24 protein-coding genes, 1 tRNA gene and 1 pseudogene are annotated in these 24,170 nt (G+C 71.1%); 17 read left to right on the forward strand and 9 right to left on the reverse strand.

Annotated features, from left to right (window positions below):
* Window positions 1-10 precede the first annotated feature (10 nt).
* Window positions 11-364, reverse strand: coding sequence for a hypothetical protein (locus tag ACGF2Y_RS20330; RefSeq protein ID WP_392949225.1), 354 nt, complete (start codon window positions 362-364; stop codon window positions 11-13).
* A 23-nt stretch (window positions 365-387) separates the two neighbouring features.
* A complete protein-coding gene (locus ACGF2Y_RS20335) occupies window positions 388-885 on the reverse strand; it encodes a hypothetical protein (RefSeq protein WP_392949227.1) in 498 nt (165 codons plus the stop codon).
* A gap of 78 nt (window positions 886-963) precedes the next feature.
* Here ACGF2Y_RS20335 and ACGF2Y_RS20340 point away from each other — a divergent pair.
* From ACGF2Y_RS20340 to ACGF2Y_RS20350, 3 genes and pseudogenes are all read left to right on the forward strand, one after another.
* Window positions 964-1,430, forward strand: a pseudogene (locus tag ACGF2Y_RS20340) (hypothetical protein).
* A gap of 128 nt (window positions 1,431-1,558) precedes the next feature.
* A complete protein-coding gene (locus tag ACGF2Y_RS20345; RefSeq protein WP_392949229.1) occupies window positions 1,559-1,987 on the forward strand; it encodes a pyridoxamine 5'-phosphate oxidase family protein in 429 nt (142 codons plus the stop codon).
* Between the two features lie 156 nt (window positions 1,988-2,143).
* Window positions 2,144-2,617, forward strand: coding sequence for a nuclear transport factor 2 family protein (locus ACGF2Y_RS20350; protein WP_392949232.1), 474 nt, complete (start codon window positions 2,144-2,146; stop codon window positions 2,615-2,617).
* 106 nt (window positions 2,618-2,723) lie between these two features.
* Here ACGF2Y_RS20350 and ACGF2Y_RS20355 read toward each other — a convergent pair whose 3' ends face one another.
* Window positions 2,724-4,169 carry a glyceraldehyde-3-phosphate dehydrogenase gene (locus ACGF2Y_RS20355; RefSeq protein WP_392949235.1) on the reverse strand — a complete coding sequence of 482 codons (1,446 nt, stop codon included), beginning with the start codon at window positions 4,167-4,169 and terminating at the stop codon, window positions 2,724-2,726.
* 423 nt (window positions 4,170-4,592) lie between these two features.
* Between ACGF2Y_RS20355 and ACGF2Y_RS20360 the strand changes: the two genes are divergently transcribed.
* The 6 genes from ACGF2Y_RS20360 (at window position 4,593) to ACGF2Y_RS20385 (ending at window position 9,417) form a co-directional block, all read left to right on the forward strand.
* Window positions 4,593-6,809, forward strand: coding sequence for an ATP-binding protein (locus ACGF2Y_RS20360; protein ID WP_392949237.1), 2,217 nt, complete (start codon window positions 4,593-4,595; stop codon window positions 6,807-6,809).
* A gap of 5 nt (window positions 6,810-6,814) precedes the next feature.
* Window positions 6,815-7,249, forward strand: a complete 435-nt coding sequence (locus ACGF2Y_RS20365) for a roadblock/LC7 domain-containing protein (protein ID WP_392949239.1) — start codon at window positions 6,815-6,817, stop codon at window positions 7,247-7,249.
* A gap of 2 nt (window positions 7,250-7,251) precedes the next feature.
* Window positions 7,252-7,623: a DUF742 domain-containing protein gene (locus tag ACGF2Y_RS20370; protein ID WP_329354597.1), complete on the forward strand. Its 372-nt coding sequence runs from the start codon at window positions 7,252-7,254 to the stop codon at window positions 7,621-7,623.
* Complete coding sequence (locus tag ACGF2Y_RS20375; protein ID WP_392949242.1) at window positions 7,601-8,224, forward strand: ATP/GTP-binding protein; 624 nt, start codon at window positions 7,601-7,603, stop codon at window positions 8,222-8,224. The genes ACGF2Y_RS20370 and ACGF2Y_RS20375 overlap by 23 nt, the downstream gene beginning before the upstream one ends.
* Window positions 8,221-8,805, forward strand: coding sequence for a GAF domain-containing protein (locus ACGF2Y_RS20380; RefSeq protein ID WP_392949245.1), 585 nt, complete (start codon window positions 8,221-8,223; stop codon window positions 8,803-8,805). Before ACGF2Y_RS20375 ends, ACGF2Y_RS20380 begins: the two co-directional genes overlap by 4 nt.
* Window positions 8,806-9,000: 195 nt before the next feature.
* The gene (locus tag ACGF2Y_RS20385) at window positions 9,001-9,417 is read left to right on the forward strand and encodes an MmcQ/YjbR family DNA-binding protein (RefSeq protein WP_392949247.1); all 417 of its coding nucleotides are present in this window, start codon (window positions 9,001-9,003) and stop codon (window positions 9,415-9,417) included.
* 117 nt (window positions 9,418-9,534) lie between these two features.
* Here ACGF2Y_RS20385 and ACGF2Y_RS20390 read toward each other — a convergent pair whose 3' ends face one another.
* Window positions 9,535-10,437, reverse strand: a complete 903-nt coding sequence (locus ACGF2Y_RS20390) for a transketolase family protein (RefSeq protein WP_392949249.1) — start codon at window positions 10,435-10,437, stop codon at window positions 9,535-9,537.
* A 77-nt stretch (window positions 10,438-10,514) separates the two neighbouring features.
* Window positions 10,515-11,240, reverse strand: coding sequence for a transketolase (locus ACGF2Y_RS20395; RefSeq protein ID WP_392949252.1), 726 nt, complete (start codon window positions 11,238-11,240; stop codon window positions 10,515-10,517).
* 127 nt (window positions 11,241-11,367) lie between these two features.
* Here ACGF2Y_RS20395 and ACGF2Y_RS20400 point away from each other — a divergent pair.
* Window positions 11,368-11,441, forward strand: a tRNA-Pro gene (locus ACGF2Y_RS20400).
* 965 nt (window positions 11,442-12,406) lie between these two features.
* Window positions 12,407-13,978 carry a serine/threonine-protein kinase gene (locus ACGF2Y_RS20405; protein ID WP_392949254.1) on the forward strand — a complete coding sequence of 524 codons (1,572 nt, stop codon included), beginning with the start codon at window positions 12,407-12,409 and terminating at the stop codon, window positions 13,976-13,978.
* Window positions 13,979-14,360: 382 nt separating this feature from the next.
* Here the strand turns inward: ACGF2Y_RS20405 and ACGF2Y_RS20410 are convergent, their stop codons facing one another.
* The gene (locus tag ACGF2Y_RS20410) at window positions 14,361-14,798 is read right to left on the reverse strand and encodes a protein kinase (protein WP_392949257.1); all 438 of its coding nucleotides are present in this window, start codon (window positions 14,796-14,798) and stop codon (window positions 14,361-14,363) included.
* Window positions 14,799-15,709: 911 nt separating this feature from the next.
* Here ACGF2Y_RS20410 and ACGF2Y_RS20415 point away from each other — a divergent pair.
* Window positions 15,710-16,213 (forward strand): GNAT family N-acetyltransferase, encoded by a 504-nt coding sequence (locus tag ACGF2Y_RS20415; protein WP_392949387.1) that lies wholly within the window; start codon window positions 15,710-15,712, stop codon window positions 16,211-16,213.
* A 71-nt stretch (window positions 16,214-16,284) separates the two neighbouring features.
* Here the strand turns inward: ACGF2Y_RS20415 and ACGF2Y_RS20420 are convergent, their stop codons facing one another.
* Window positions 16,285-16,944 (reverse strand): YciI family protein, encoded by a 660-nt coding sequence (locus tag ACGF2Y_RS20420; RefSeq protein ID WP_392949260.1) that lies wholly within the window; start codon window positions 16,942-16,944, stop codon window positions 16,285-16,287.
* Window positions 16,945-17,085: 141 nt separating this feature from the next.
* Complete coding sequence (locus ACGF2Y_RS20425; RefSeq protein WP_392949388.1) at window positions 17,086-17,982, reverse strand: DUF2510 domain-containing protein; 897 nt, start codon at window positions 17,980-17,982, stop codon at window positions 17,086-17,088.
* Between the two features lie 308 nt (window positions 17,983-18,290).
* Between ACGF2Y_RS20425 and ACGF2Y_RS20430 the strand changes: the two genes are divergently transcribed.
* From ACGF2Y_RS20430 to ACGF2Y_RS20450, 5 genes are all read left to right on the forward strand, one after another.
* Window positions 18,291-19,022 (forward strand): FadR/GntR family transcriptional regulator, encoded by a 732-nt coding sequence (locus tag ACGF2Y_RS20430; protein ID WP_392949262.1) that lies wholly within the window; start codon window positions 18,291-18,293, stop codon window positions 19,020-19,022.
* A 329-nt stretch (window positions 19,023-19,351) separates the two neighbouring features.
* Window positions 19,352-20,119, forward strand: coding sequence for a (Fe-S)-binding protein (locus ACGF2Y_RS20435; protein WP_392949265.1), 768 nt, complete (start codon window positions 19,352-19,354; stop codon window positions 20,117-20,119).
* Window positions 20,116-21,753: a lactate utilization protein B gene (locus ACGF2Y_RS20440; RefSeq protein ID WP_392949267.1), complete on the forward strand. Its 1,638-nt coding sequence runs from the start codon at window positions 20,116-20,118 to the stop codon at window positions 21,751-21,753. Before ACGF2Y_RS20435 ends, ACGF2Y_RS20440 begins: the two co-directional genes overlap by 4 nt.
* Window positions 21,750-22,382 carry a lactate utilization protein C gene (locus ACGF2Y_RS20445; protein ID WP_392949270.1) on the forward strand — a complete coding sequence of 211 codons (633 nt, stop codon included), beginning with the start codon at window positions 21,750-21,752 and terminating at the stop codon, window positions 22,380-22,382. Before ACGF2Y_RS20440 ends, ACGF2Y_RS20445 begins: the two co-directional genes overlap by 4 nt.
* A gap of 380 nt (window positions 22,383-22,762) precedes the next feature.
* Window positions 22,763-23,566 (forward strand): sulfite exporter TauE/SafE family protein, encoded by an 804-nt coding sequence (locus ACGF2Y_RS20450; RefSeq protein WP_392949273.1) that lies wholly within the window; start codon window positions 22,763-22,765, stop codon window positions 23,564-23,566.
* A gap of 57 nt (window positions 23,567-23,623) precedes the next feature.
* Here ACGF2Y_RS20450 and ACGF2Y_RS20455 read toward each other — a convergent pair whose 3' ends face one another.
* Window positions 23,624-24,112, reverse strand: a complete 489-nt coding sequence (locus ACGF2Y_RS20455; RefSeq protein WP_392949276.1) for a hypothetical protein — start codon at window positions 24,110-24,112, stop codon at window positions 23,624-23,626.
* Between the last annotated feature and the right edge of the window lie 58 nt (window positions 24,113-24,170).

Consider the following 24,170-nt stretch of genomic DNA (forward strand, 5'->3'; position numbering starts at 1 on the left):
CCCGTCGCATTCAGTCGCGTACGAGGGGAGTACGGGGGAGTACGGCGGACCCGGTCGCGGATCCGCCGGACGTCACCTGGGCGAGCCGGGAAGCCGCGTACCCCTCGACGACATCCCGCTGATACGCGGCCAGGCCCGGGGCGATGGCCTCGTACGCGGCGCGCCCCTGCTCGTTGTCCGAGCAGGAGAGCCCGATCGCGCGGCACTCGTCGGCGGGCGCGGGTCGCAGCGCGGTGAGTGCCCGGTACTGCGCTTCGACTCGGCCTGCACGGGCTCCGCGTCGGCCGGGGCGACCGGCGGCCGGATGCTCCGCCGCAGGAGGATCTGTTGCGGGCAGCAGGAGCTGCCGCAGCGGCGACTTCAAGCCCGAATCCGCACCAGCCGGGCTCAGCACTCGCCCTCTTCGACGGTGACCGAGAGACTGACCTTGATGCTCGTCAGCGTCGGCTCGGGCTCCGGCGGTGACACGCTCAGACAGAACACGGTGTCGACGTCCTTCGCCGTGACCTCGAACCGGTCGACCGAGCGGTCCGCGTCCTCGTCGTAGGGATCGTTCGCATCCTCGACGTACACCCCTCCGCCGGCGGAGGGGCCTTCGCCGCTCTCCTCCAGCGCGTCGCGGATCAGACTCTCGTAACCGCCGGTCCAGGAACCCATGGTGTGCTGCTCCGACTCCAGGTCACGGACGGCGGAGTGGACGGCGTCGCGGAACTCGCCCTCGCTCCACGAAGAACTCGCGAAGAGGTAGTACAAACCTCCGGCGGCGAACAGCAGCGATCCGATGATGAGTCCCATGCCGATCGGGTTGTTCGGGTTGTAGACATAGCGGCTTGTTCCCCATTTCGAGCGGACGAATATCGGCTCGTCGTCATGATCCTTGCTCATGGACGGGAGCTTAGTTCGTGCTCCCGACACCGTCCGCGACGCAACGATCGGCGCTCGGCGTGCGTCTCATCGGGCGTGATGGATCTTCCTGAGTCCTCGGACCCCGCCGGCCTCCAGGACGACGACGTCGGCGTGCGTCCCGGCCCGCTGTGGCGCCATGCGCTGTGGTGGCGGGCGTCACCGCCGCCGGAGTGGCGCTGGGGCGGGTGGGAGCGCTGTTCCGTATCGGCCCCGACGAGTACGGCATGCCGCCCGCCGCTCCGGGAGCGCTCTGGCCCTATCTGACCGCCTGGACCGTGATCGGCCTGGTGTTGGCCACCGTCCTGCGGACCGTGGCGGCCAGGGTTCCGGTCTACTACCCGGAAAAGGCCGCCATCGGTCTCATCCTGATCGGTACGCGCCTTTCCCTCGGCTGGCGGCCGGAGCCCCTGGAAGTCGCGGGCCTGGCCGCGGCCGCGCTGCTCCTGGTGGCCGTCTGGTGCGCCGTAGCGCTGCGCGGGGCGGCCGTCGTGGGGCGGTCCGATGGCGCTCCCGACGTCGCCTAGGGCCCTGCGAGGTGGGCCGGGAGGAACCGCGTACGACACGCCGCCCGCTCCCGTGCCGGTGGCGGGAGACACGCCGGGCGCGCGGGGCACACTGGGCAGCCCCGAACCACCGTACGAAGGAGCGCGCAGTGGCCCTCACCCGTGAAGAGCGCGAACAGTTCCTCGCCGAAGCCCATGTCGCCGCACTGGCCGTTGCGGTGCCGGGCAGCGACCGGGGCCCGCTCAGCGTGCCCATCTGGTACCGGTACGCACCGGGCGGAGATGTGCACATCCTCACCGGCCGCACCTCGCGCAAGGCCGAACTGATCGACGTGGCAGGCCGGTTCACGCTGTTGGTCGACCGGCTGGAGCCGACCATCCGGTACGTCTCCGTCGAGGGGTCCGTCGTCGACACCCGCCCGGCCACGCGCGCGGACCTGGAGGAGGTGTCGGCGCGCTACCTTCCGGCCGAGAAGGTCGCCGGTTACGTGGACTTCGCCTGGGAGAACCACGGCGAGCAGGTCGTGATCACCCTGCGCCCCGAGCGCTGGGTCAGCTCGGATCTCGGCCAGGTCTGAGCCCGGCTCGGACGTGCGGCTCGTCCGCCTCGTTCCGGCCGACGGGTGGGACGAGCCGGTGCGGCCGGCCGGGCTGGACGCCGACACCGTGTGACACGTAACGGGGTCTTTGAAAACAAGTCGTGCGGGCTCAGGGAGTGTTGGTAGGAAGGGGCGATGGATACCGATGCGCTGGATTCCCTGGACCGGCTGATCGCCGAGCGAGCCTGCGAGCGGCTGATCGTCGAGTTCGTCCGCACGCTCGATCTGGGTGAACCGGGCGACGTGGCCGAGCTGTTCACCCCTGACGGAGTCTGGGAATGGGCTGAGGGGGACCGGCGGATCGAGGGTCGGGACGCCCTGCGCTCCTACTTCGGGGCCCGTCCCGCCGACCGGCTCTCGCGCCGCCTGTGCACCAACATCCTGGTGACCCTGACGTCCGCCTCGACGGCGACCGCGAGCACGTACTTCACGACGTACCGCGTGGACGGTCACTCCGGCGGCATGCTGCCGCCGCGCCTTCCCGCGCAGGTCGGACACTACGAGGACACGTTCCGGCTGGTCGGCGACCGGTGGCTTCTCGCCGCGCGGGCCACGTTCCTCGACTTCGGAGGCCCGACCGAACGGCTGGGTCCGGCCGCCCCGCGCTGAGGCGACCGTCCGCCCGCGACCAGGAGGCGTATGAAAATGTCCGGTGTCCGGCAGGAGAACCTGCCGGACACCGGACACCGGGTGACGGCCCGAACGGGGCGCCGGGTCAGACCGCCGGGGCCGGGTAGGTCGGGTACTCCACACCGGAGACGTGCTGGACGACCCGGATGACCTGGCACGAGTAGCCGAACTCGTTGTCGTACCAGAGGTAGAGGATCGCGTTGTCGCCGTCGACCTTGGTGGCGCCCGCGTCCACGATCGAGGCGTGGCGCGAACCGATGAAGTCGCTGGAGACCGCGTCGGGTGCGCTGATGAAGTCGATCTGACGCTTGAGCGGCGAGGCCAGCGACACGTTGCGGAGGTAGTCGAGGACCTCTTCGCGGGTGGTCTCGCGCTCCAGCCGCAGGCTGAGGATCGCGATCGAGACGTCCGGCACCGGCACACGGATCGAGCTGCCGGTGATCGGCGCGTCCAGGTCGGGCAGCGCCTTGGCGACGGCCGAGGCCGCACCGGTCTCGGTAATGACCATGTTGAGCGCCGCCGAACGGCCGCGGCGGTCGGAACTGTGGTAATTGTCCAGCAGGTTCTGGTCGTTGGTGTACGAGTGGACGGTCTCCACGTGCCCGCGCAGAACGCCGTACTCGTCCGCCATCGCCTTCAGCGGCGGCACGATCGCGTTGGTCGTGCAGGACGCGCAGGACAGGATCCGCTCGTCCTGCTTGACCGTGTCGTGGTTGACGCCGTGCACGATGTTCGGGACGTCGCCCTTGCCCGGCGCGGTGAGCACGACCTTGGCGATGCCTGCCTGGAGGTGCTTGGAGAGCCCCTCGCGGTCACGCCACCGGCCGGTGTTGTCGATCAGGATGGCGTCCTTGATGCCGTACGCCGTGTAGTCGACGATCGTCGGATCGTCGGAGTAGATCACCTTGATCTCGTTGCCGTTGGCGATGATCTTGCTGTTCGCCTCGTCGACGGTGATCGTGCCCTGGAACTGGCCGTGGATCGAGTCGCGCCGCAGCAGCGAGGCGCGCTTGACGATGTCCTGACCGGAGCCCTTGCGGACGACGATGGCCCGCAGTCGCAGGCCGTTGCCCGAACCGGCCTTCTCGATGAGGAGACGGGCCAGGAGCCGGCCGATGCGGCCGAAGCCGTAGAGCACCACGTCACGCGATGCACGGCGCTCGATCTTGTTGTCGCCCGTCGCCCCGGCGACGGCCTCCCCGGTGAACTCCTCGACCGAGAGTCCGCGCCCGTCGGCCCGGTGCGTCGCGGCCAGCATGCCTATGTCGATCTGGGAGGGGCCGAGATCGAGCGTCGTCAGAGCCCGCAGGAACGGCATCGTCTCGGTGACCGAGAGTTCCTCACCGGCGATCTGCCGGGCGAAGCGGTGGGTCTTGAGGATGCTGACCACCGACTTGTTCACCAGGGAGCGGCTGTGCAGCAGGACATTGACGTCCTGCTCGCGGTGCAGCTTCCCGATGATCGGGATCATCGACTCCGCGATCTCCTCGCGGTGCATCCAGTTGGTGAACGAGTCGTCATTGACAGTCACAAGTTTATCTTTCGAGCTAGGCGGCGCTCATATGGTAACCGGCCGCATCCTCGCCCCTTCGGGTGGTCCCCTACCTGCGGGTAAACCCCGCACCGGCGCCCCTGGCGCGGTGCCGGCGGACTTGAGGTGTCCAGCATGTGGGCGGCCTGGCGGTGTCTCGGGTCGATTCGGGACCAAGGCGGCGCAATCGGGCGCGCGTGCGAGAGGTCATACCAGAGTGGGACGGATGGCGGGCAAGTTCGACAACTGCCCGCCGCGCATACGCCATTGACGACTACCGTGTGTGCCCGGTGATCAACGGTGGGCTCATAAGGTTCGGGCCTGCCCGACCGATGACCCGAGCCTGACCGACCACCGTAGGGGCCACCGCATGGACGCCGGCACGACCGCCGATCCCCGGTGCCCCCTGTACCGAGGACGCTGATGTCTCAACTTCGCGCACCTGAAGCGCGACCGGACCGCCGTGAGGGCGGGCGGCACGGCCGCCCCGGCACGCGCGCCCACTCGGCCACGAGCAGGCCGCGCGCCGCAGGGCCTCCGCCCGACGCCCGCATACGCCCCCAGCTGCTGCGGACCGCGCTGCTCCCGGCCATTGCCGCGGTGCTCAGCGGCGCCGCGGCCGTCATCTTCACCGTCCGCGCCGGAGCCGTCGGCTCCTCGCCCAGCCTCTGGGCGGCGCTCGGCGGATCCGGTGCGCTCGCCGTCGCCGCCGTCGCCGCCGCCTATCTCGGCGCCAACCGCGTGGCGGGCCAGGTGCTCGACCGGGCCTTCGCGCTCCGCCGCGCCAGCGCCCAGGGCCAGGCCGAGCTGCAACGGGTGGTGGAACAGCTCCGCAACGGGGAAGCCGTCGCCGCGCGGCGGCCGGCGCAGCCTTCCGAGCCCGGGGCCGACGCCTTCGACCTGCTGGGACAGGAGATGGCACGGGCCCAGGAGGCCGCCGTCGCCGCCGTCGTCCAGGCGTCCCAGCTGTTCAGCAGCACCGGCAACGAACAGAAGGTCGAGGTCTTCGTCAACCTCGCGCGGCGGCTGCAATCCCTCGTCCACCGTGAGATCCAGATCCTCGACGAGCTGGAGCACGAGGTCGAGGACCCCGACCTCCTCAAGGGCCTTTTCCACGTCGACCATCTCGCCACCCGGATCCGCCGCCACGCGGAGAACCTCGCCGTCCTCGGCGGGGCCGTCTCCCGGCGGCAGTGGAGCAACCCGGTCACCATGACCGAGGTGCTCCGCTCGGCCATCGCCGAGGTCGAGCAGTACCCCCGGGTCAAGCTGGTCCCGCCGATAGAGGGCACTCTGCGCGGCCACGCCGTCGCCGACGTGATCCACCTGCTGGCCGAGCTGGTCGAGAACGCCACGGTGTTCTCCGCCCCGCACACCCAGGTGCTGCTGCGTGTCCAGCACGTCACCGCCGGGCTCGCGCTGGAGGTGGAGGACCGTGGTCTCGGAATGCCGGACCACGAGCAGAAGCGGATGAACGCCCTGCTCTCCGACCCCGACCAGGTCAACGTCGCCCATCTGCTCCAGGACGGCCGGATCGGCCTGTTCGTCGTCTCGGCCCTGGCCCGCCGCCACGGCATCGCCGTCCGTCTGCAGAGCAACATCTACGGCGGTACGCAGGCGGTGCTGGTCCTCCCGCAGTCGCTGCTCGGGAGCGATCCCGACGCCCCGCCGTCGCCCGACGCCGTGCCCGTACCGCCCCCCGGCGCCGTGCACCGGCCGCCTGTCGAGGCCGGGATCCCCGCGGCTCCGCCGGGGAGCGGCACGACCCGGCCGGCGGCTTCGGCCAAGGTGTCCACGGACGGCTCGCACCAGGGCCCCGGCCACGGGCGGAACGGCGGCCCGCAGTCGCCGGCGGGCGATCGCGGGCGCAACGGCCGAGCCCAGCCGCCCACGGGCGAGGCCCCGCCCCTCCCGCTGCGCGCCGAGCGCAGCGACCGCCCGGCGCCGCCCGCCTCCCCGCCCGAGCGCGAAGGCCGGCTCGCCGCTGCGGCCGTCCATGAGCGCGACGACCGGCCGGCGCCGTCGCCGGCCTCGGCGCCCGTCCATGAGCGGGATGACCGGCTCGCCCCGGAGCCCGTCCACGAGCGCGATGACCGCCCGGCGCCGTCCCCCGCCCGGCCCGAGCTGCCCAAACGGACGAATCAGGAACACCTCGCCCCACAGCTGCGCGAGGCACCCGCCCCGCGTGTCGAGGACGAGCACGCCCTGCACGACCCGGGTCTCATGGCGGCCTTCCGGCGCGGCGTCGACCTCGCCGAGGCCCAGACCGCCCAGGAGGAGAGCCCCGACGGCGGATACGGAAACCCCGGCGCCCCGGGGACCGGGGGGCAGACCGCACTCGACGCCCCCCTGGAGTCCCTCTCGCCCCTTCCCGTACGCGGAGTCACCGCCCCGACCGACCGCCCCGGCCCGGCTCCGGCACCACGGCCGGACCACGCGCTGTCCGTGGCCGGCCTGCCCGTACCTGACAGCTACCCGCCCGACGCGTACCCGCAGGACAGCGCCACGTACCAGCGCGGCACCTACGCCGAGGGCTCCCACGACCGCGAAGCGGGCGAGCCCGGAGCATTCGCGGCCGACCCCATCCTGCCGGGCCGGGCCGTCCCGGAACCCCGAAAAGACACCACCTTCAAGGAGTAGACACCATGACGAGCGATATGCCGTCCGGTCAGGTCTCGGACCTGGACTGGCTGCTGAGCGGACTGGTCCAACGCGTGCCCTACACGCGCAGCGCGGTCCTGCTCTCCGCCGACGGGCTGGTGAAATCCGTGCACGGCATGGACCCCGACAGCGCCGACCACATGGCGGCCCTGGCCGCCGGTCTGTATTCGCTGGGCCGCAGTGCCGGCGCCCGCTTCGGGGACAACGGGGACGTCCGGCAGGTGGTCGTCGAACTGGACTCCACGCTCCTGTTCGTCTCCACCGCCGGATCCGGCACCTGTCTCGCCGTCCTCTCCGGGCGCGAGGCGGACGCCGCGGTGCTCGGCTACGAGATGGCGATGCTGGTCAAGAGCGTCCGCCCCTATCTGGCGACCCCGCTGCGACAGCCGGCCGGGGCACCGTTCACTCCGGGGCTGTGAGGATGCCGGCCCCGCAGGACGGGCCCCTGCTCGACGACGCGGCCGGCCGGCTGATCCGCCCGTACACGATCAGCAACGGCCGCACCCGGCCGTCCACCGCGTTCGACCTGCTGTCCCTGATCATGGCCACGGGCATCGAGCCGGACGTCCCGCTCGGCCCGGAGCACACCGTGGCCCTCGGTATGTGCGAAGGGCCGATGTCCGTCGCCGAGATCGCCGCACACCTCCGGCTGCCCGCGGTCGTCGCCAAGGTCATCCTCTCCGACCTGGTCGCCTGCGGCGCGGTCACCGCGCACGCTCCCGCTTTCCACGACATGCCCACCGACCGATCCCTGCTGGAGGCAGTGCTCGATGGTTTACGACGACAGCTCTGACCGCACCGGAACCTCCGAGTTCTTCCCCGTGGCCCTCAAGGTCCTGGTCGCCGGCGGATTCGGCGTCGGCAAGACGACGTTCGTGGGTGCGGTCAGCGAGATCGCCCCGCTGAGCACCGAGGAACTGCTGACCCAGGTCAGTGTGGGTACGGACGATCTGGAGGGCGTCGAGTCCAAGACGGCCACCACCGTGGCCATGGACTTCGGCCGCATCACCCTCTCCGAGCAGCACGTGCTCTATCTGTTCGGCACACCGGGCCAGGAGCGCTTCTGGTTCATGTGGGACGAGCTCTCCCAGGGCGCGCTCGGGGCGGTGGTGCTGGCCGACACCCGGCGCCTCGCCGAGTGCTTCGCCGCGGTGGACTTCTTCGAACGGCGCGGCATCGGATTCATCGTCGCCGTCAACGAGTTCGACGGCGCCTACCGCTACGAGCCGGACGAGGTCCGCGCCGCGCTCGACCTCGGGCCCGAGGTGCCCGTCGTCCTGTGCGACGCCCGGATCGCGAGCTCCGGCACGGGCGCCCTCGTCACCCTCGTACAACACCTCATCAACGCCACATCGGCGCCCGCCCCACTCCAGACCTTCGGAGCCCACCCGTGACATCCTTCGCCACCGGCCGGATGCTCCTGACGCCCACCGACCGGCACGGCCCGGCCCGCGCACAGCGGCTGCGCAAGCTGGATCTCGGCGAACGCCCCGACGCCTCCTACGACAACTTCGACGCCTTCGCCGACAAGGTGGCCGAAGTCACCGCCACACCCTTCTCGATGGTCAACTTCATCGACGAGAACCGGCAGTTCTTCGCGGGACTGCACACCCCGGCGGGCAACCGCCGCGGCCAGGACCTCGGTTCGGCCGCGGCGGGCAGCAACCGCAGCAGCCGGTACCTGGCCCGCGACCACGGTTACTGCCCGCACGTCCTCGTCCGGCGCAAGGCCCTCGTCCTGGACGACGTCTGCGACTACCCGCGCTTCGCGGGCAATCCGGTGGTGGACGACATAGGTATCCGCTCCTACCTCGGTGCGCCGCTGATCGACCGCACCGGCATCGCGCTGGGCACCGTCTGTGCTGTCGACACCGTGCCGCGCCCCTGGGGGCGGGACGGGCTCGACACCATCAAGTCGCTCGCCCATGAACTCGTCCGCCAGATCGATGACCGGGAGGGCCGCCACCACCTGTGACGCCGCCCGCCCGGCGTAGCGAGCGGCGTCTTATGTGTACTCCGGAACGCGCATTCCAACCACCCGGTCAACGGGTCTGCGGGGCCCTCCGGGCCGGGTGCGACGAGAGGCCCGGTCGCGGGTGGATGTCAGTGCCCGGCGTTACGGTCGAATCCCGGCACCAGGCCGCCGGGGCCCGTCGAACGGAGACCCGGGATGACCGCCGCCGCCACGATCGCCGCCGCCGACGTCCGCTCGGCCGCGCTGGCCCTGCCCGACACCGCCGAGAAGCTCGCCTGGGGGCAGCCCACCTTCCGGGTGGCGGGCAAGATCTTCGCCTCGCTCGGCGACGACGAGACGGCGATGGGCGTGAAGTGCCCCCGGGAGGACCGTGCCGAGCTGATCGCCGCCGAGCCGGAGAAGTTCTTCATCCGGGAGGGACACGACGACCATTACGCCTGGATGCGCGTCCGCCTGTCCGCACTGGAGGACGAGGACGAGCTGGCAGTCATCCTCGCCGACTCCTGGCGGCAGGTCGCCCCGCGCCGGCTGGCGGCGGCGCACCCGGAGCTGGAGCCGGACGCGCGGGGGCTGGACGGGGCGGGGACGGCGGCGGGGGAGGGCGATGGCTGAGCGCGGGGCGGGGGCGATTCGGGCGGCGGGGCGGCTCGGCCGGGTCCCGGGGCTGGGCGGGGCGCTCCTGCGGCTGGGCGGGGCGTGCTGTCAAGGTCGCCGGGTCGGCCGTGCGGGTCAGATCCGCAGGAATCCGGTGATCCGTTCCCGCAGTCCCTGCGGGTCCAGGCCGTGTGCCGCGAGGTGCTCCTCCATCTGCCCGTACCGGCGCAGCTCGGCGCGGCCCACCCCCAGCCCGAGCAACCGGTGGGGCAAGTCCATGAGCGCTTCGCCCGCAGCGGTGGCGGAGGTGCCCGCCAGGTACGGCTCCACGATCACCACGTCCGCGGTCGAGGCCGCACCGGCGGCCCGGCGCACCCCCGCCGCATCGAACGGCCGTACGGTCGTCGCGTACAGCACGGTCACGTCGAGACCCTCGGTGGCGGCGAGGACGTTGTCGAGCATGGGGCCGACCGCGACCACGGTGCCACGCCGCCCTTCGCGCACCACGGTGAACCCGGCCGTGCCGCTCACCGGCCGCGCCTCCCGGTTCGCCTGGAGCGAGAGACGTACGTACACGCGGTCGTCGCCGGCGACCGACTCCCGCAGCAGGGCCTCGACCTCGTCCGGATGGCCCGGTACGTGCACGGTCCAGCCGTCGAGCGTGTCCAGGAGGGCGACGTCACCGGGCGCCATGTGCGTGAAGCCGCCGGCCGGCCAGTCGTACGAGCCACCGGCGCTCACCAGGATCCCGCCGACTCCCTGGTGCCCGAAGTCCAGCTTGATCTGCTCGAACGGCCGCTCGACCAGGAAGCTGGCGAAGGTGTGCACGATCGGCCGCATACCCGTCAGGGCCATCCCCGCACCGGCCCCGACCAGCAACTGCTCCCGGATGCCGACGTTGACCACCCGGTCCGGGTGGGCGCGCCGGGCCGGGGCGAAACCGTCTGCGCTGATGTCGGCGAGCACGACGGCCAGCCGGGGCTCCTCGTCCAGGATCTGCGAGGTGGTGCTGATGAATCGGTCGCGCATGGTGTCCATGAAGGGGTCCCTCCCGGGATGTCGGCCGTGCGAAGCGGCGGGCGTGTGCGGTGCGGCCCTGCGAGGCCGGCGTGCGGTCAGTTCTTGGGCTCGACGCGGGCGACGACGGCCAGCGGTTTGCCCGGGTGGGGCGCGGTGAACGCCGCGTACAGGGCCTCGTGGTCGCGGCCGTCCACGGTCACCGCCGCCCACCCGGCGGACGCGAAGCGGGAGGCGATCCCGCCGGGCCAGCCGTGAGTGGCGGACGCGTTGTCGATCACCAGCGTGTGCAGCTGTTCGAGCCCGGCCGGGCCCGCGTGGGCGATGGCTTCGTGATTGCTGCCCTCGTCCAGCTCGGCGTCGCCGATCAGGACCCACACCCGGGGATCGGTGAGGCCCTGGGCCCGCAGCCCCAGCACGGTCCCGACGGCGAGCGGCAGCCCGTGCCCCAGGGACCCGCTGCCGATCTCCGCCCCCGGAACCAGCAGCCGGTCCGGGTGATGCCCGAGCGGTGAGCCGTAGGTCCCGAAGCCGGGCAGCAGCTCCTCGCCGAAGAAGCCGTGGGCGGCGAGGACGGCGTAGTACGCCATGGGCCCGTGCCCCTTGGACAGCAGGAAGCGGTCCCGCCCGGGGGCGTCGGCCGAGGCCGGTGTGACCCGGAGCACTCTGCTGTAGAGCACCCAGAGGGCATCGAGCGTGGAATGAGCGGCGGGGGCGTGCTTCTCGTCCCCGGTCATGAGGGCGACCAGGCGAGCCAGGTCCTGGCGGTCGGGGGCCGGTGCGCCCCGGTGGTCGAGGGGCGGTGCGGCGGTCGTGTTCGTCATGGCACCGAGCGTCCAACATCAACCATGGTTGAGGTCAAGCGCGGAATGGTGTTGGTGACCACCTCCTGGAGTGCGGTATTGTTCTCATGCGCGTTCGGCCAGGGGAAACCCCAGGTCAGACGGGCAACGGGACGTGGCGCAGCTTGGTAGCGCACTTGACTGGGGGTCAAGGGGTCGCAGGTTCAAATCCTGTCGTCCCGACTCGTGAGAGTCGCAGTTCAGGGCCGGTTTCGGAGAAATCCGAAACCGGCCCTGAAACGTTTTCGGGGACCGGTCGGGGACCGGTGTCCTTCACCTGGGTCAGCGGGTCATGACGATCGGGCTCGGCAATGAGCGCGGTGTGCGCGCAGCACGCTGAAGTGGGCCGAGAGCGCCGCTCCTGCGGCCGTGTTTTATCGGCGATGGAGGCCCTGATGCCTGCCGACCTCTTCGATGGCGTCCGGCTCCGGCGTCCGGCGTCCGCCGTCCGTGCGGTCTCAGGGGCCCGGATCGGCAACACTGTGCCGCCGCGGAACGACCCCCAGTTCGTCGTCGCGACACCTGACGACAGCACCGCGCTGCTGGGAGCACGGCTGCGGCCGGGGACAACGTTGCCGGCCGGTGCGTCGGTAGCGCCGCACCCGGCCATGCCCGCACCGATCCATGTATCCGTGGAGCGGCCCGAGTTCGAGTTGACGACGATGCTCGCCATGGCACGCAAGTACGCGCCGCCGCACATCCAGATCGTGGTCGCCGGGCCGTCCGGTGAGCGTGTCACAGCCTGGGTCCTGGCTCCTTCGGAATCCCTTCCCGGAGCGTGCACCTGGGGGGAACCTCCCACCGGCAGCCGGGGCCGGGGGAGGGGGTTGGAGGACGGCAAACGCGCCTTGGCCCATGCCCCATCCCCGTACCCTGCGGAGGCGGGGGGATGACGGCCAATCACGAGCGGCGATGAAGCGACGCCGGGACAGGTCCGGGAATGGAGCGACCGGTCGAAGGGCGGTGTACACGAAAGAGTGGTTCAAGGGGACGGCCTGCACCGGCTACGTGGCGCGATCCGCTCGCCGAAGGCAGCGCAATCATGTCAAGAAGATCATCGGCAACTCGTTCGCGGGAACCCGATGTACGGATCGAAAGGCGGACGGGGGAAACGGGCCGGCAACGGCACCGCACGCCTCTGACTATCCATGGGACACATACTCGAACCGGGATCGACCCTGGCCGCGGGCCGCTACCGCGTCGACGGACTGCTCGGCAGCGGCCGCACGGGACAGGTCCACCGGGCCTACGACATGCAGCTCGCCCGCCCGGTGGCGGTCAGGACGATGCTGCCCGGTCTGGTCCTTGAGGCAGGTTTCCCCGCGCGGTTCCGGCGTGGGGCGCAGGCCATGGCCGCGCTGAAGCACCCGAATGTGGTGACCGTGCACGACATCGGTGAGGAGCCGGGCCCCGACGGGCAGCCGGTGCTGTACGTCGTGACGGAGCTGGTGGACGGACAGTCGCTCGCGGACCGGCTGCACACGTCTGGCGCGCTGCCGTTGGCCGACGCGGTGCGGATCACGGATCAGATCCTCGCGGCACTGGCGACCGGCCATGCGCGTGGCCTGGTGCACCATGACATCAAAACCGCCAACGTACTCCTGTGCACGGACGGTACGGCGAAGGTGGCGGACTTCGGCATCGTATGGGCCGCATCCGGGGCGGGCACCGTACTGCTCCTGGGGACGCCGAAGTACATGTCGCCCGAGCAGGTGCAGGGCGCCACGGACCTCGACGGGCGGTCCGACCTGTACGCGGTCGGGGTGCTGCTCTTCGAGATGCTGACGGGCCGGGTGCCCTTCGACGCGGACGACGGCTTCGCGATCGCCTACCGCCATGTGACCGAACAGCCCCCGACCCTGGCCGCGTCGGGGCTCGCAGGGCAGCCGCAGCTGGAGGCCGTGCTCGAGCGGGCTCTCGCCAAGCCGGCCGGCGAGCGGTACGCGGACGCGGAGGCGATGCGCCGGGCCCTGGCTGCCGCCGTCCCCGACCCGCTCGCGCCGCTCCCGGCGCCCCCGACGGTGGTGCCCCCGCCTGCACCTTTGCCTCCGATGCCGAGCGGTCCTCCGCCGGTGCCCAACATGACCGGGCACAGACGTACCGGTCTGATCGCGGGGATCTCGGCGGGCGTGCTGGTTGCGCTGTGCGGCGTGGGGTACGGCGCGTACACGCTCCTGGGCGGTGACGCCGGCTTCCCCGAGGCCACGCACAAGGTCGTCCTACCGGAGTCGCTGCAGAACGGCAGGTACACACGCGTGGCCACGCACTACCAACGAGAGAAGCCGGTCGAGGGCGACGGAGGAGACGCGATCGCCGCGGGCGCGAAGGACACCTCCGCCGTGTATCAGCACCGTGGCTCCTTCACGGACGGGTTCAGTGTCATCGGCGTGTACGGCCGGTTCAAGGACCCGGACAAGGCTCGCAAAGGCTCCGTCGCACGTCCACCCGGTCAGAAGGGGGTGTGGGAGATCGTGATCCCGCCCAAGGACTACCGGCCCGGAGGCGGGGGCGTGACTGTCACCTGCCACGCGTTGAAAATAGGCGTGAAGGGCCGCCAGGAGGCCACGATCGTCATCCGGTGTGCCACATCCGACGAGAACACCATGATTCTCCTCAGCCCGACCGAGGCCTATGACACCAAGCCCTCCACCGCCGAACTGGCCAAGACCGCGGACCTGACCCACCGGGTACGCGCGGAGATCCGCAAGCCGATCCGCTGAACCCGGGGCGTCAACCGGCGCCGCCAGGGCACAGCCGGCCCCCTGCCGCAGTAGCGCAGCAGGGCAGGGCGGAGCAGGTCCGGTCTGGGTGCGCGCCTTGCCCTCGGGCACGGCAGCGGTATTGATACCGGCATCCGGGCGCACCGGCATGCCGCCGGCACTCGGGTCCTGTCCGGCGGTCCCGGGAGGCTGAACGCGGCTGGGCGTTCACCGCGACGGTTCCGCGGTAGTCCGCCCGGGGCCGGTCGTCGCCCACCGAGCAGCAGGCATGGTCAGATTGCCGGCCGTTGGCCGGCTCAAGGCTCGTCTTCGCGATCACCAGCCGGGCGTACGGCGCATCCGGCTCCCGCCCCGGGCCCTTCTGATGTTCGCCGACGCCTTCTCAGCGGCCGGGGGAAGCGCTCGGTACGGGGGTGGAGCCGGGGCCCTGCTCATCCTGCGGCGACTCGGGCCCGAGCAGTCCCGCAGCCACGACGGCGAGGACGGGCCCCGGACAGAAGACGTCCGACGCCGAGGTGAGCCCGAGGCCCCGCACCTGCTCGGGCGACATGAAGCCGGGTGATCCGATCACCGCACTCGTGCGAGTCATGACTCCCTCGGCCAAGGTCTCCACAGCGCGGGCGATACCGAAGCCGATGACGCGGGGCCCGTCCACCGTGACCAGGACGTTGGACGGCTTGAGGTCGCGGTGGATCAGGCCGGTTCCGTGGATGGCCTGCAACGCCGGAGCCAGGCCGTGCGCCAGGGGCCCATGCCACCGGCGGCCGAGCGGACGATGAGGCGGTAGGGGCCTGTTCGGCTGGGGTCTTCGGGAGGTCAACTGGTCCGCTGGTCCGCAGGAAAAGGGTAGTCGAGCGGTTCAGGGCGGGCGGGTCAGCCCTGGCGCTTCAGGACCACCGTTCCTGGTCCGCCGTTCATCGGCCAACTCCTCTGTGTGCTCCCAAGAACGAAGCATCTGCCCCTGTCGCCGGCTGTCGGTGAGCCGTTCTCCAACTCTCCACAAACCCAGGGCTTGACAGTGTGCTTCGGAGAGCGGCGCGCACTGCCGGTGCGCGACTGGCTCCCGCGGTTCATCCAGCACTTGTACGTTGCCAGCGATCGAAGGGTAGCGGGCTGTCACCGCCGGGTGGCTACCCGGCCGGAGGTGGTGAGTATGCGGACCGATCATTCCGACGGGGCTGAGTTGCGGCGCAATTTCGACGAGGGACTGGCAGGAGCACTGGCGGGACGGGGGCTGCGCAGCGAGACAGGGCTCGATCTGCGGACGACGGAGGTACTGAGAACGGTATCCCGTGCCTGTCCGCGGGCTTCCGACGAGCTTGTCGCGGCCGCCCGGACGGCGTTCGCCGGTCAGTTGGACGGGTCCAACGCCGCGGCCCGACCAGCTGTCCTGGAGCCCCGCCTCGCCGGATTGCCCGCAGACCCCGACGTCGTGGTCCGCGGCCTGGCGGGGTGGCCGGACGGATCTGCCGACCGAAGGACAGCGCGACGATCGTCCTCGTCGCCGTCATCCCACTCGCGGCGATCGGACGCGGCCTGGGCATCTTCCTGTCCTGGGCCCGACGGGGCACGGACCGCCCCGTCGAGCACAGCAACCCCGCAAGGACCTGGCTCGACGACCGGCAACCCGTACCCACAGTCCTGCACCGGGGGCTGCGCAATCCGGAGCTGACCGGCATGCCCGAACCGGCGCTGGACGAACTCATCGACCAACTGGGGCAGGGTAGGGCCATGTCCACGTACCAGACGATGCCGTTCCACCTGGAGACCGAGCGCCTGATACTCCGGCCGTGGGCCGAGTCCGACGCCGCCGATCTCTGTGCCCTCCTCTCCGAACGCGGCAATGGGACGCCCCCGGTCGTGCGCATCCGGACGTCCATCGCTGAGCTGCTGGCCGCGACGGAGACCACGGGAATCGCCTTGCTGCCCATCCAGCGCCGCGACGAAGGCGACTTCATCGGCTATTGCGGGTTGATCATCGGCCGCACCACCGTGGAGGAGCCCGAGATCGCGTATGAGCTGTTCCAGCACGCGCACGGGCGTGGCTACGCCACCGAGGCGGCCGGTGCGGTCCTCGAAGCCGCTGTGGCGACCGGACGGAAACGGCTCTGGTCGACCGTCGGGGCATGGAACGCGCCGTCGCTCCGTGTCCTGGAGAAGCTCGGCTTCGAGCGGGATCACGTCACCACGGAGGACAACGGTGAAGTGGTATGGCTCACCCGCTCGTTGCCATGAGGCGGGACCGTGCCCCCGGGCCCCGGGCCCCGGGCCCCGGTCCACGGCCACGATCTGCCGTCCCCCGGCCCTCAGTTACGGCCACCACGCTGCCAGCGCTGGGACGTGAGCGGCACGGGCCCGCCGGCGAGCCGGTCCGCCAACGGCTGGACCAGCCTCCGCGCCTCGTCCGGGAGTGCTCGCACGGCCGCGATCAATCCCGTCGTGCGGTCCTGGTCGTCGACCAGGACGGCCACGAAGCTCGGCCGTCCGTCCGTATCCGCGGCAGCCAGCCGTTGCTCGGCGTCGCCCGGCGTATGGGCATGGGGGTACCAGTGGGCGGTAACGAGCGTGTACAGGACGTCCGCCGCCGGTTGGCGGTGCATCAGCACCACCACCGGGGCAGCCATGAACTCCCGGTAGAGGCCGGCCTTCCAGAAGGGTTCTTCGGTCGCGAACCGCACCGCTGCGGCTCGGTCGGCCAGGTCGATGACATGGACGCTGCCCGTGTGCTCCTCCCCGTCGTCGGACAGGGTGGGACCGCGGAGTATCAGCCTGTCGGCGAACCGATCCATCGAGCAGCGCGGCCGCAGCGCGTCGGCGGGCAGACGACCCGGCTCAGGAAGAGAAGACCGGGTTCCACCGTCGGTCCCGGGGGCACCGCCCGCCACGACGACGGGAGCGGCAACCTCGACGACGCGTCCGTCGCGGCCGAGGGCGACCCGGTCTTCCTGTGCCGCTTCGCCGGTCATGTCCGGACGGGGGCCGCCGGGGCAGCGACCCGGCATCGGCCACCGGCTGACGACGAAGGGGGTCTCAACAGCGAAACGGCGGAGACCGGACCGTCTCTCCGGTCCGGTCTCCACCGTTTCGCGTGGTGCCGGGCAGGCCGTTCAGACGGCTCCGCCGGTGCCTCCTCCGGCACCGGACGCGGCCTTGATCCCCCGGGTGATCTCGTCCAGGACGGACAACTTCGGTGCGTCCTCGTTGATGTCGAACCCGGACCGGACCACGACGAGCATGTCCTTGGAGGCGGGGGAAGGGAACACCAGCGATTCCACGTAGCCGTCGTCGCCCTTCTCCGTGACCACCTTCCAGCGCACGACATAGCCTTTGCCGCCCGCCACCGTGACGGCCTCGGACTTCAGCTCCTCGTGCGAGGTGATCTTCCCGTAGCTCTTTCCGCCGTAGGACTCCTTGGCGTTGAGGGCGATGTCCTTCTTCGCGGCCTCCTCCGGTGTCCCCGCGGTGAGCTTCATGGCGGGCGCCGGGGCCGAGAAGACTCCGCCGCGCACACAGGTCTCGGAGGTGTCACCGGGGCACGCGTGTTCACCCGTCGTCAGTCCGGCGCCGACCGCCCCGGATGTTCCCTTCCACCCCTTGGGCACCGGGAGGCTGATTCCGGCGGCCAGGTCCGTGGCGAAGCCCGGCTCGGTCGGCGGGAGCTGCCCGCCGGGCCCCTGGCCGTCGCCGTTCCCGTCGCCGCCCGATCCGCCGTCCTTCTTGTCGCCGTCCGGTGCGCCCGGCAGATCAGGGGCGGCGGACGGCGAGGAGGCCGCGGTGTCCGGCCGGCCGTCGCCGGCCTCGACCAGCAGATACACACCGCCCCCGATGGAGGCGAGCAGCACCGCGCCGACCGCCACGCCGACGCCGACGCGGATCCCGCGACGGCGCGCCGCACCGGGCGACGCACGTACATGGCCGGTCCACCGCGCTCCGTCCCACCAGCGTTCCTGAGCGGGGCCTTTGCCTGAGTGCCCGGGGTCTGGATGCCAGCCGGGCGGGGTCATCTGGGTCACGGGGGCACCCTATGCGGACCGAGTGAGAATCACATGAACTGCCCGCGCGTGCTCACTGCGTCCGTCTGCCCGTTTGCCCGTTTGCCCGTCTGTCCGTCTGTCGGTCTGTCGGTCTGTCGGTCTGTTCGTCTGTTCCATCTGCCCATTCGCCCGTTTTCCCATTCGCCCGTTTTCCCGTCCGTTCGCCTGTCAGCCTTGCTGTCTGTCTGCGCCGCCAAACCGGCGTGCATGAGGTCCGACCACATCTTCGGTGTGACATAGGCTGCATGTCCGGATCCGGCCGAGGCAGGGAGTGACGGATGTCCGTCGAATGGCAGCCCGTGCGGCAGTCCCGAACCCATGAGCTCGTGCTCCGCAGCATCGAAGAACGCGTCTTCGCCGGAGACCTCCGGGCCGGCGACCGGCTGCCGCCCGAACGGGAACTGGCTCCGGTGCTCGGCGTCAGCCGCTCGGCCCTGCGCGAGGCGTTGCGTGTGCTGGAGACCATCGGCGTTCTGGTGGCCCAGCCCGGCCGGGGGCCCGACGCCGGGGCCCGGATCGTGCGCAACCCGGACGACGCACTGGGCCGGCTGCTCCGCCTGCACTTCGCCCTCGGCAGCTACAGCCTCCAGGACGTTCTGGAGGCCCGGGTGGTCCTGGAGCGGTCCAGCTTCGAGGCCGCCGCCTGCCACGCACCGGCCGAAGACCTCGACGAGGCGGAGGAGCTGGTGGTGGGCATGGCGGAGCCGGGGATCGGGGTGAGCGGCTTCAACGACCTGGATACCCGCTTCCATGTGCTCATCGCCCGCAGTTCCGGCAACGCTCTGACGTCCACGCTGACCTCCGCCGTACGCGAGTCCGTGCGGCCGCTGATCCTGCGGGCCCTGGAAGCCGCCGAGGACTGGCCGGCCATGGCCCGCGCTCTCAACACCGAGCACGGGGCCCTTCTCGTGCTGGTACGGGAAGGGCGGGGCGGAGAGGCAGCGGACCTGGTGGAGCGGCATATCCGGGGACTGCACGGGACGCTGGTGGAGGGCCCCGGCGCTCCGTAGGAGCCGCCCGAGCCGGCTCCCGTACGACGCGCCCCCGTATGACACGTACGGCGGGGCGGCCGGGCGTGCCCACACGTACGGCCGGGCTTCCCTCCGTGTACACACACGTACGGCCGGGGGCTCCGCCGTACGCCGCGTCTTGTCGTGCCCACGCGCACCGCCCGGCACTCGCCGTACGCCAACGCACCGCCGGCCTACCTCGCGCCACGCGTATTGCGGCGCGGTCATTCCCTTCCATGGCCTGCGCCCAGTATGGTCCGACCATAGAAACGTCATAGTGAAACGCGACGGACATTCGCCGTCGCGCCGAACCCGACCGGGGAGGTTCCATGCGCATCGGACTCTTCGCCACCTGCCTGGGAGACACGCTCTTCCCCGACGCGGTGAAGGCGACCGCGATCCTGCTCACGCGGCTGGGTCACGACGTGGTGTTCCCGCCGGGCCAGACCTGCTGCGGGCAGATGCACATCAACACCGGCTACCAGCGCGAACCCGTGCCCCTGGTACGCAACTTCGCGGACGGGTTCGGCGACGCCTCGATCGAGGCGGTCGTGATGCCGTCGGGCTCGTGCGCCGGTTCCGTCCGGCACCAGCACCGGATCGTCGCCGACCGCTACGGGGACGCCGCGCTCCGCGCCGGAGTGGACGCCGTCGCCGCGAAGACGTACGAGCTCTCCGAACTCCTCGTGGACGTCCTCGGCGTCACCCGGGTCGGCGCGTACTTCCCGCACCGGGTGACGTACCACCCCACCTGCCACTCGTTGCGGATGCTCCGCGTCGGCGACAAACCGCTCCAACTCCTGCGCGCGGTCGAGGGGATCGACCTCGTCGAGCTGCCCGGTGCCGACTCCTGCTGCGGATTCGGCGGCACCTTCGCGCTCAAGAACGCCGAGACGTCCACCGCGATGCTCCACGACAAGATGGACCGCATCGCGGCCACCGGGGCGGAGGTGTGCACCGCCGGGGACTCCTCCTGCCTGATGCACATCGGCGGCGGACTCTCCCGGATCCGGTCCGGGACCCGCACCCTGCACCTCGCCCGGATCCTCGCCGCGACCCGTACCACGCCCGACGTCCTGACGGAGGCCTCCGGATGAGCACGTTCCTCGGCATGCCCGCCCGGCCGCGCCGCTCCCCGTACGGCACCGGCAACCTCCGCGGCGACCAGGCCTTCCCCCGCGCCGCCCACGACGAACTGGGCAACGACCAGCTCCGCCGCAACCTCGGCCGCGCCACCGGCGCCATCCGCGCCAAACGCCTCAGCGTCACCGGTGAACTGCCCGACTGGGAAGCCCTGCGGGACGCGGGCTCCGCCATCAAGACCGATGCCATGAACCGGCTGCCCGAACTGCTCGACCAGCTGGAGCGCAAGGTCACCGAACGCGGCGGCACTGTCCATTGGGCCCGCGACGCCACCGAGGCCAACGAGACCGTCGCCCGGCTCGTGAAGGCCACCGGCAGCGACGAGGTCATCAAGGTCAAGTCCATGGCCACCCAGGAGACCGGCCTCAACGAGCACCTGGAGTCGGTCGGGATCACCCCGTACGAGACCGACCTCGCCGAACTCATCGTGCAGCTCGCCCACGACAAGCCCTCGCACATCCTGGTGCCCGCGATCCACCGCAACCGGGACGAGATCCGGCAGATCTTCCTCGACCGAATCCCTGGCGTCGACCCGGATCTGGACAACGTTCCCGCCCACCTCGCCGCCGCCGCGCGCGGCTACCTCCGCGAGAAGTTCCTCACGACGAAGGTCGCCGTATCCGGTGCCAACTTCGGTGTCGCCGAGACCGGCACGCTGGCCGTCGTCGAGTCCGAGGGCAACGGGCGCATGTGCCTGACCCTGCCCGAGACGCTCATCACCGTGATGGGCATCGAGAAGGTGATTCCGCGCTACCAGGACCTGGAGGTCTTCCTCCAGCTCCTGCCCCGCTCGTCGACGGGGGAGCGGATGAACCCCTACACCTCGCTGTGGTCCGGAGTGACGCCCGGCGACGGTCCGCAGGACTTCCACCTGATCCTCCTCGACAACGGGCGCACCGCCGCACTCGCCGACGCGATCGGACGCGCGGCCCTCAACTGCATCCGCTGCTCCGCCTGCCTCAACGTCTGCCCGGTGTACGAGCGGACCGGCGGCCACGCCTACGGTTCGACCTACCCCGGACCCATCGGGGCCGTTCTCACCCCGCAACTGGCCGGAATGCACGCGGCGAAGGGCGACCCGAACAGCTCCCTGCCGTACGCCTCCAGCCTCTGCGGGGCCTGCTTCGACGCCTGCCCCGTCAAGATCGACATTCCCTCGCTGCTGGTGGAGCTGCGCCACCAGCACACCGAACAGTCAGGCGTCACACCGGAGAAGCTGGCGATGAAGGCGGCCGCCGCCGTGATGCGCCGCCCGGCCCTCCACACCGCCGCGCAGAAGGCGTCCGGGCTCGGCCGCGTCATCGCGGGACGCGACGGGACGATCTCGCGGCTGCCCCCACCGTTCAGCGGCTGGAGCGACAGCCGAGACACCGCGGCCCCGCCCCGGCAGACCTTCCGCTCCTGGTTCGCCTCCGACGAGGGCACGGCCGCCCTGCGCGCCGCGGCCGCGGAACACGAACACGAAGCCGCAGCCGCAGCCACTGGTGGACACGAAGCCGCAGCGACTGGTGGACGCGACACCGCAGACACCGGCGGACGCGACACCACCGCCCCTGATGGCGAGCACGACGAGGAGGAAGCGACATGAACAGTGCCCGCGACACCGTGCTGGGCCGGATCCGCGACGCCCTCGCACTGGCCCCGACGCCCGCCGTCGTCGTCCCGCGCGACTACCGCACCGGCCGCGTCCTGCCCGACGACGAACGCCTCGCCCTGTTCACCGGCCGACTCCTCGACTACAAGGCGCGGGCGCACCCCTGTACGGCCCACCGCACCGCCGAGGCCGTCGGCGAGCTCCTGCGGGAGCACGGTGTCCGCCGCATCGGCGTGCCGGCCGGGCTCGACGCGCGCTGGCTCGCCGCGTACGACGGCGAGGTGCGCCAGGACGACGCCGACATCCCGCCCTCACAACTCGATTCCCTGGACGCGGTGGTGACGGCATCGGCCGCCGGCTGCGCGGAGACCGGCACGATCTTCCTGGACGGTTCGCCCGGCCAGGGCCGCCGGGCCCTGTCCCTCGTACCCGATCTGCACCTCTGCGTGGTGGACCTCTCCGCGGTCGAGGCGGGCGTGCCCGAGGCGGTGGCGCGGCTGGTGCCCGAACGGCCGACGACGCTGATCAGCGGCCCGTCCGCCACCTCCGACATCGAGCTGGAGCGAGTGGAGGGCGTCCACGGGCCCCGGACGCTGGTGGTGGTGATCCGTACGGACGCGTAGACGTCAGGCGGTGTCCGGCTGCCCGTGAACCACTGTCACCGCTGTAGCCGCCGTCACCGCCGTCGTCACCGCATGGCCGGACGTGATCCGCGTCCGCGTCCCGTCGCTGGCCCGGCGCGCCCCGCGACGCGCGGTCTTCCGGGGAGTCCGACGAGGACGGCAGCGGGTGTGGTGATCCGGGGATCCTGATCGACCGACCAGAACGCGTCAAACCGACCAGAACGCGTCAACAGGTCAACAGGTCAACGGGTCAACGGGTCAACAGGGCAATGGGGCGATCGGGAGCGGGCTCCACCGGTCAAACGCTCGTCGAGGAGGTGCTGGGGAGGCGAGGGCCCCGGGCCGGGCCGGAAACCGTTGCGCTTACCATCTTTCCCGACATGGACACCATCAGCCTCTGCCAACTGGCCGCACTCGCTGCGGCATCCACCCTCGTCGGCTTCTCCAAGACGGCCGTCAGCGGTGCCAATACGATCAGCCTCGCGGTCTTCGCGGCCGTTCTCCCGGCCCGTGAATCGACCGGAGTGCTGCTCCCGATCCTCATCGTCGGCGATCTCCTCGCCGTACTCGTCTACCGCCGTCACGCCCACTGGCCCACTCTGCTCCGGCTGTTCCCCGCCGTCGCCGTGGGCGTCGTGGCGGGCACCCTGTTCATGCTGTGGGCCGACGACGCGGCGGTCCGCGCCTCCATCGGCGCGATCCTGCTGTTCATGACGGGCGTCACCCTGTGGCGTCGCCGGATCGCGGAGAAGGGGACCGGGAACGGGGGTGACACCGGGAGCGAGGCGGGAACAGGCGCCGGCACCGGGAGTGAGACCGGCACGAGTACCGGCCGGACCGCCGCGCGCGGTTACGGCGTTCTCGGCGGGTTCACCACGATGGTCGCCAACGCCGGCGGCCCGGTGATGTCGCTTTATCTGCTCTCGGCCGGCTTCCGCAAGCTCGGCTTCCTCGGTACCTCGGCCTGGTTCTTCCTGATCGTGAACGTGTCCAAGGTGCCGTTCAGCGTGGGCCTCGGTCTGATCGACGCCCGCTCGCTGCTCCTCGACGCCTGTCTGCTGCTGTTCGTCCTGCCCGGCGCCTACCTGGGCCGCGCATGCGTCGACCGGATCAACCAGAAGATCTTCGACCGGATCGTCATCGGGGCCACGGTGGTCGGCGGACTCCAACTGCTGCTGATCTGACGCCGCCATGCCCGCCATGCCCGCCCGGCCGCCGACCCGCGCCCGGCCCGCGCCGCTTCAGGGAAGCAGCAGCCAGTCCGCTCCCACGGCGGCGAGCAGCCCAGCCCCCAGCAGCCAGCTGGCCAGCCGGGTGCGACCGTTCCTGCTCAGCTCGATCACCACGCCGCACAGGATGAGCGCGAGTCCGTAGACGCCGACGACGAGCACCGACGAGCGGCTCGCGATGCGCAGCGCGAGCACGACGGCCATCGCCACCATGCCCACCGAGGAGAGTACGATCCGCAGCCGCCGGGCCTGGCGCGGGGTCAGCCTCTTCCCGTCCCGACCGTCGACACCGTCCCGACCGTCGACACCGTCCCGACCGTCGGCACCGTCCGAGACATCGAGGCCATCCGCCTTCTCCGCCGTTTTTGCCTTCGCCTCAGTCTCCGCTTTCGCCGTATCGTCGGCTATCGGGGTGTCGCCGCCCCCGTCCTGGTCGGAGTGCTCGTCGTTCAGCCCGCCCTCGCGCTGGTCCTGGTGCTGGTCCTGGTCAGAAGTGCTCATGGAGCCGGATCGTAGTAGCTGTGCGGACCCCCGGTCCCCGGACCCGGACCTTCCGCAC

Source organism: Streptomyces sp. NPDC048142 (assembly GCF_043202835.1).
In the GTDB taxonomy this organism is placed as follows: Bacteria; Actinomycetota; Actinomycetes; order Streptomycetales; family Streptomycetaceae; genus Streptomyces.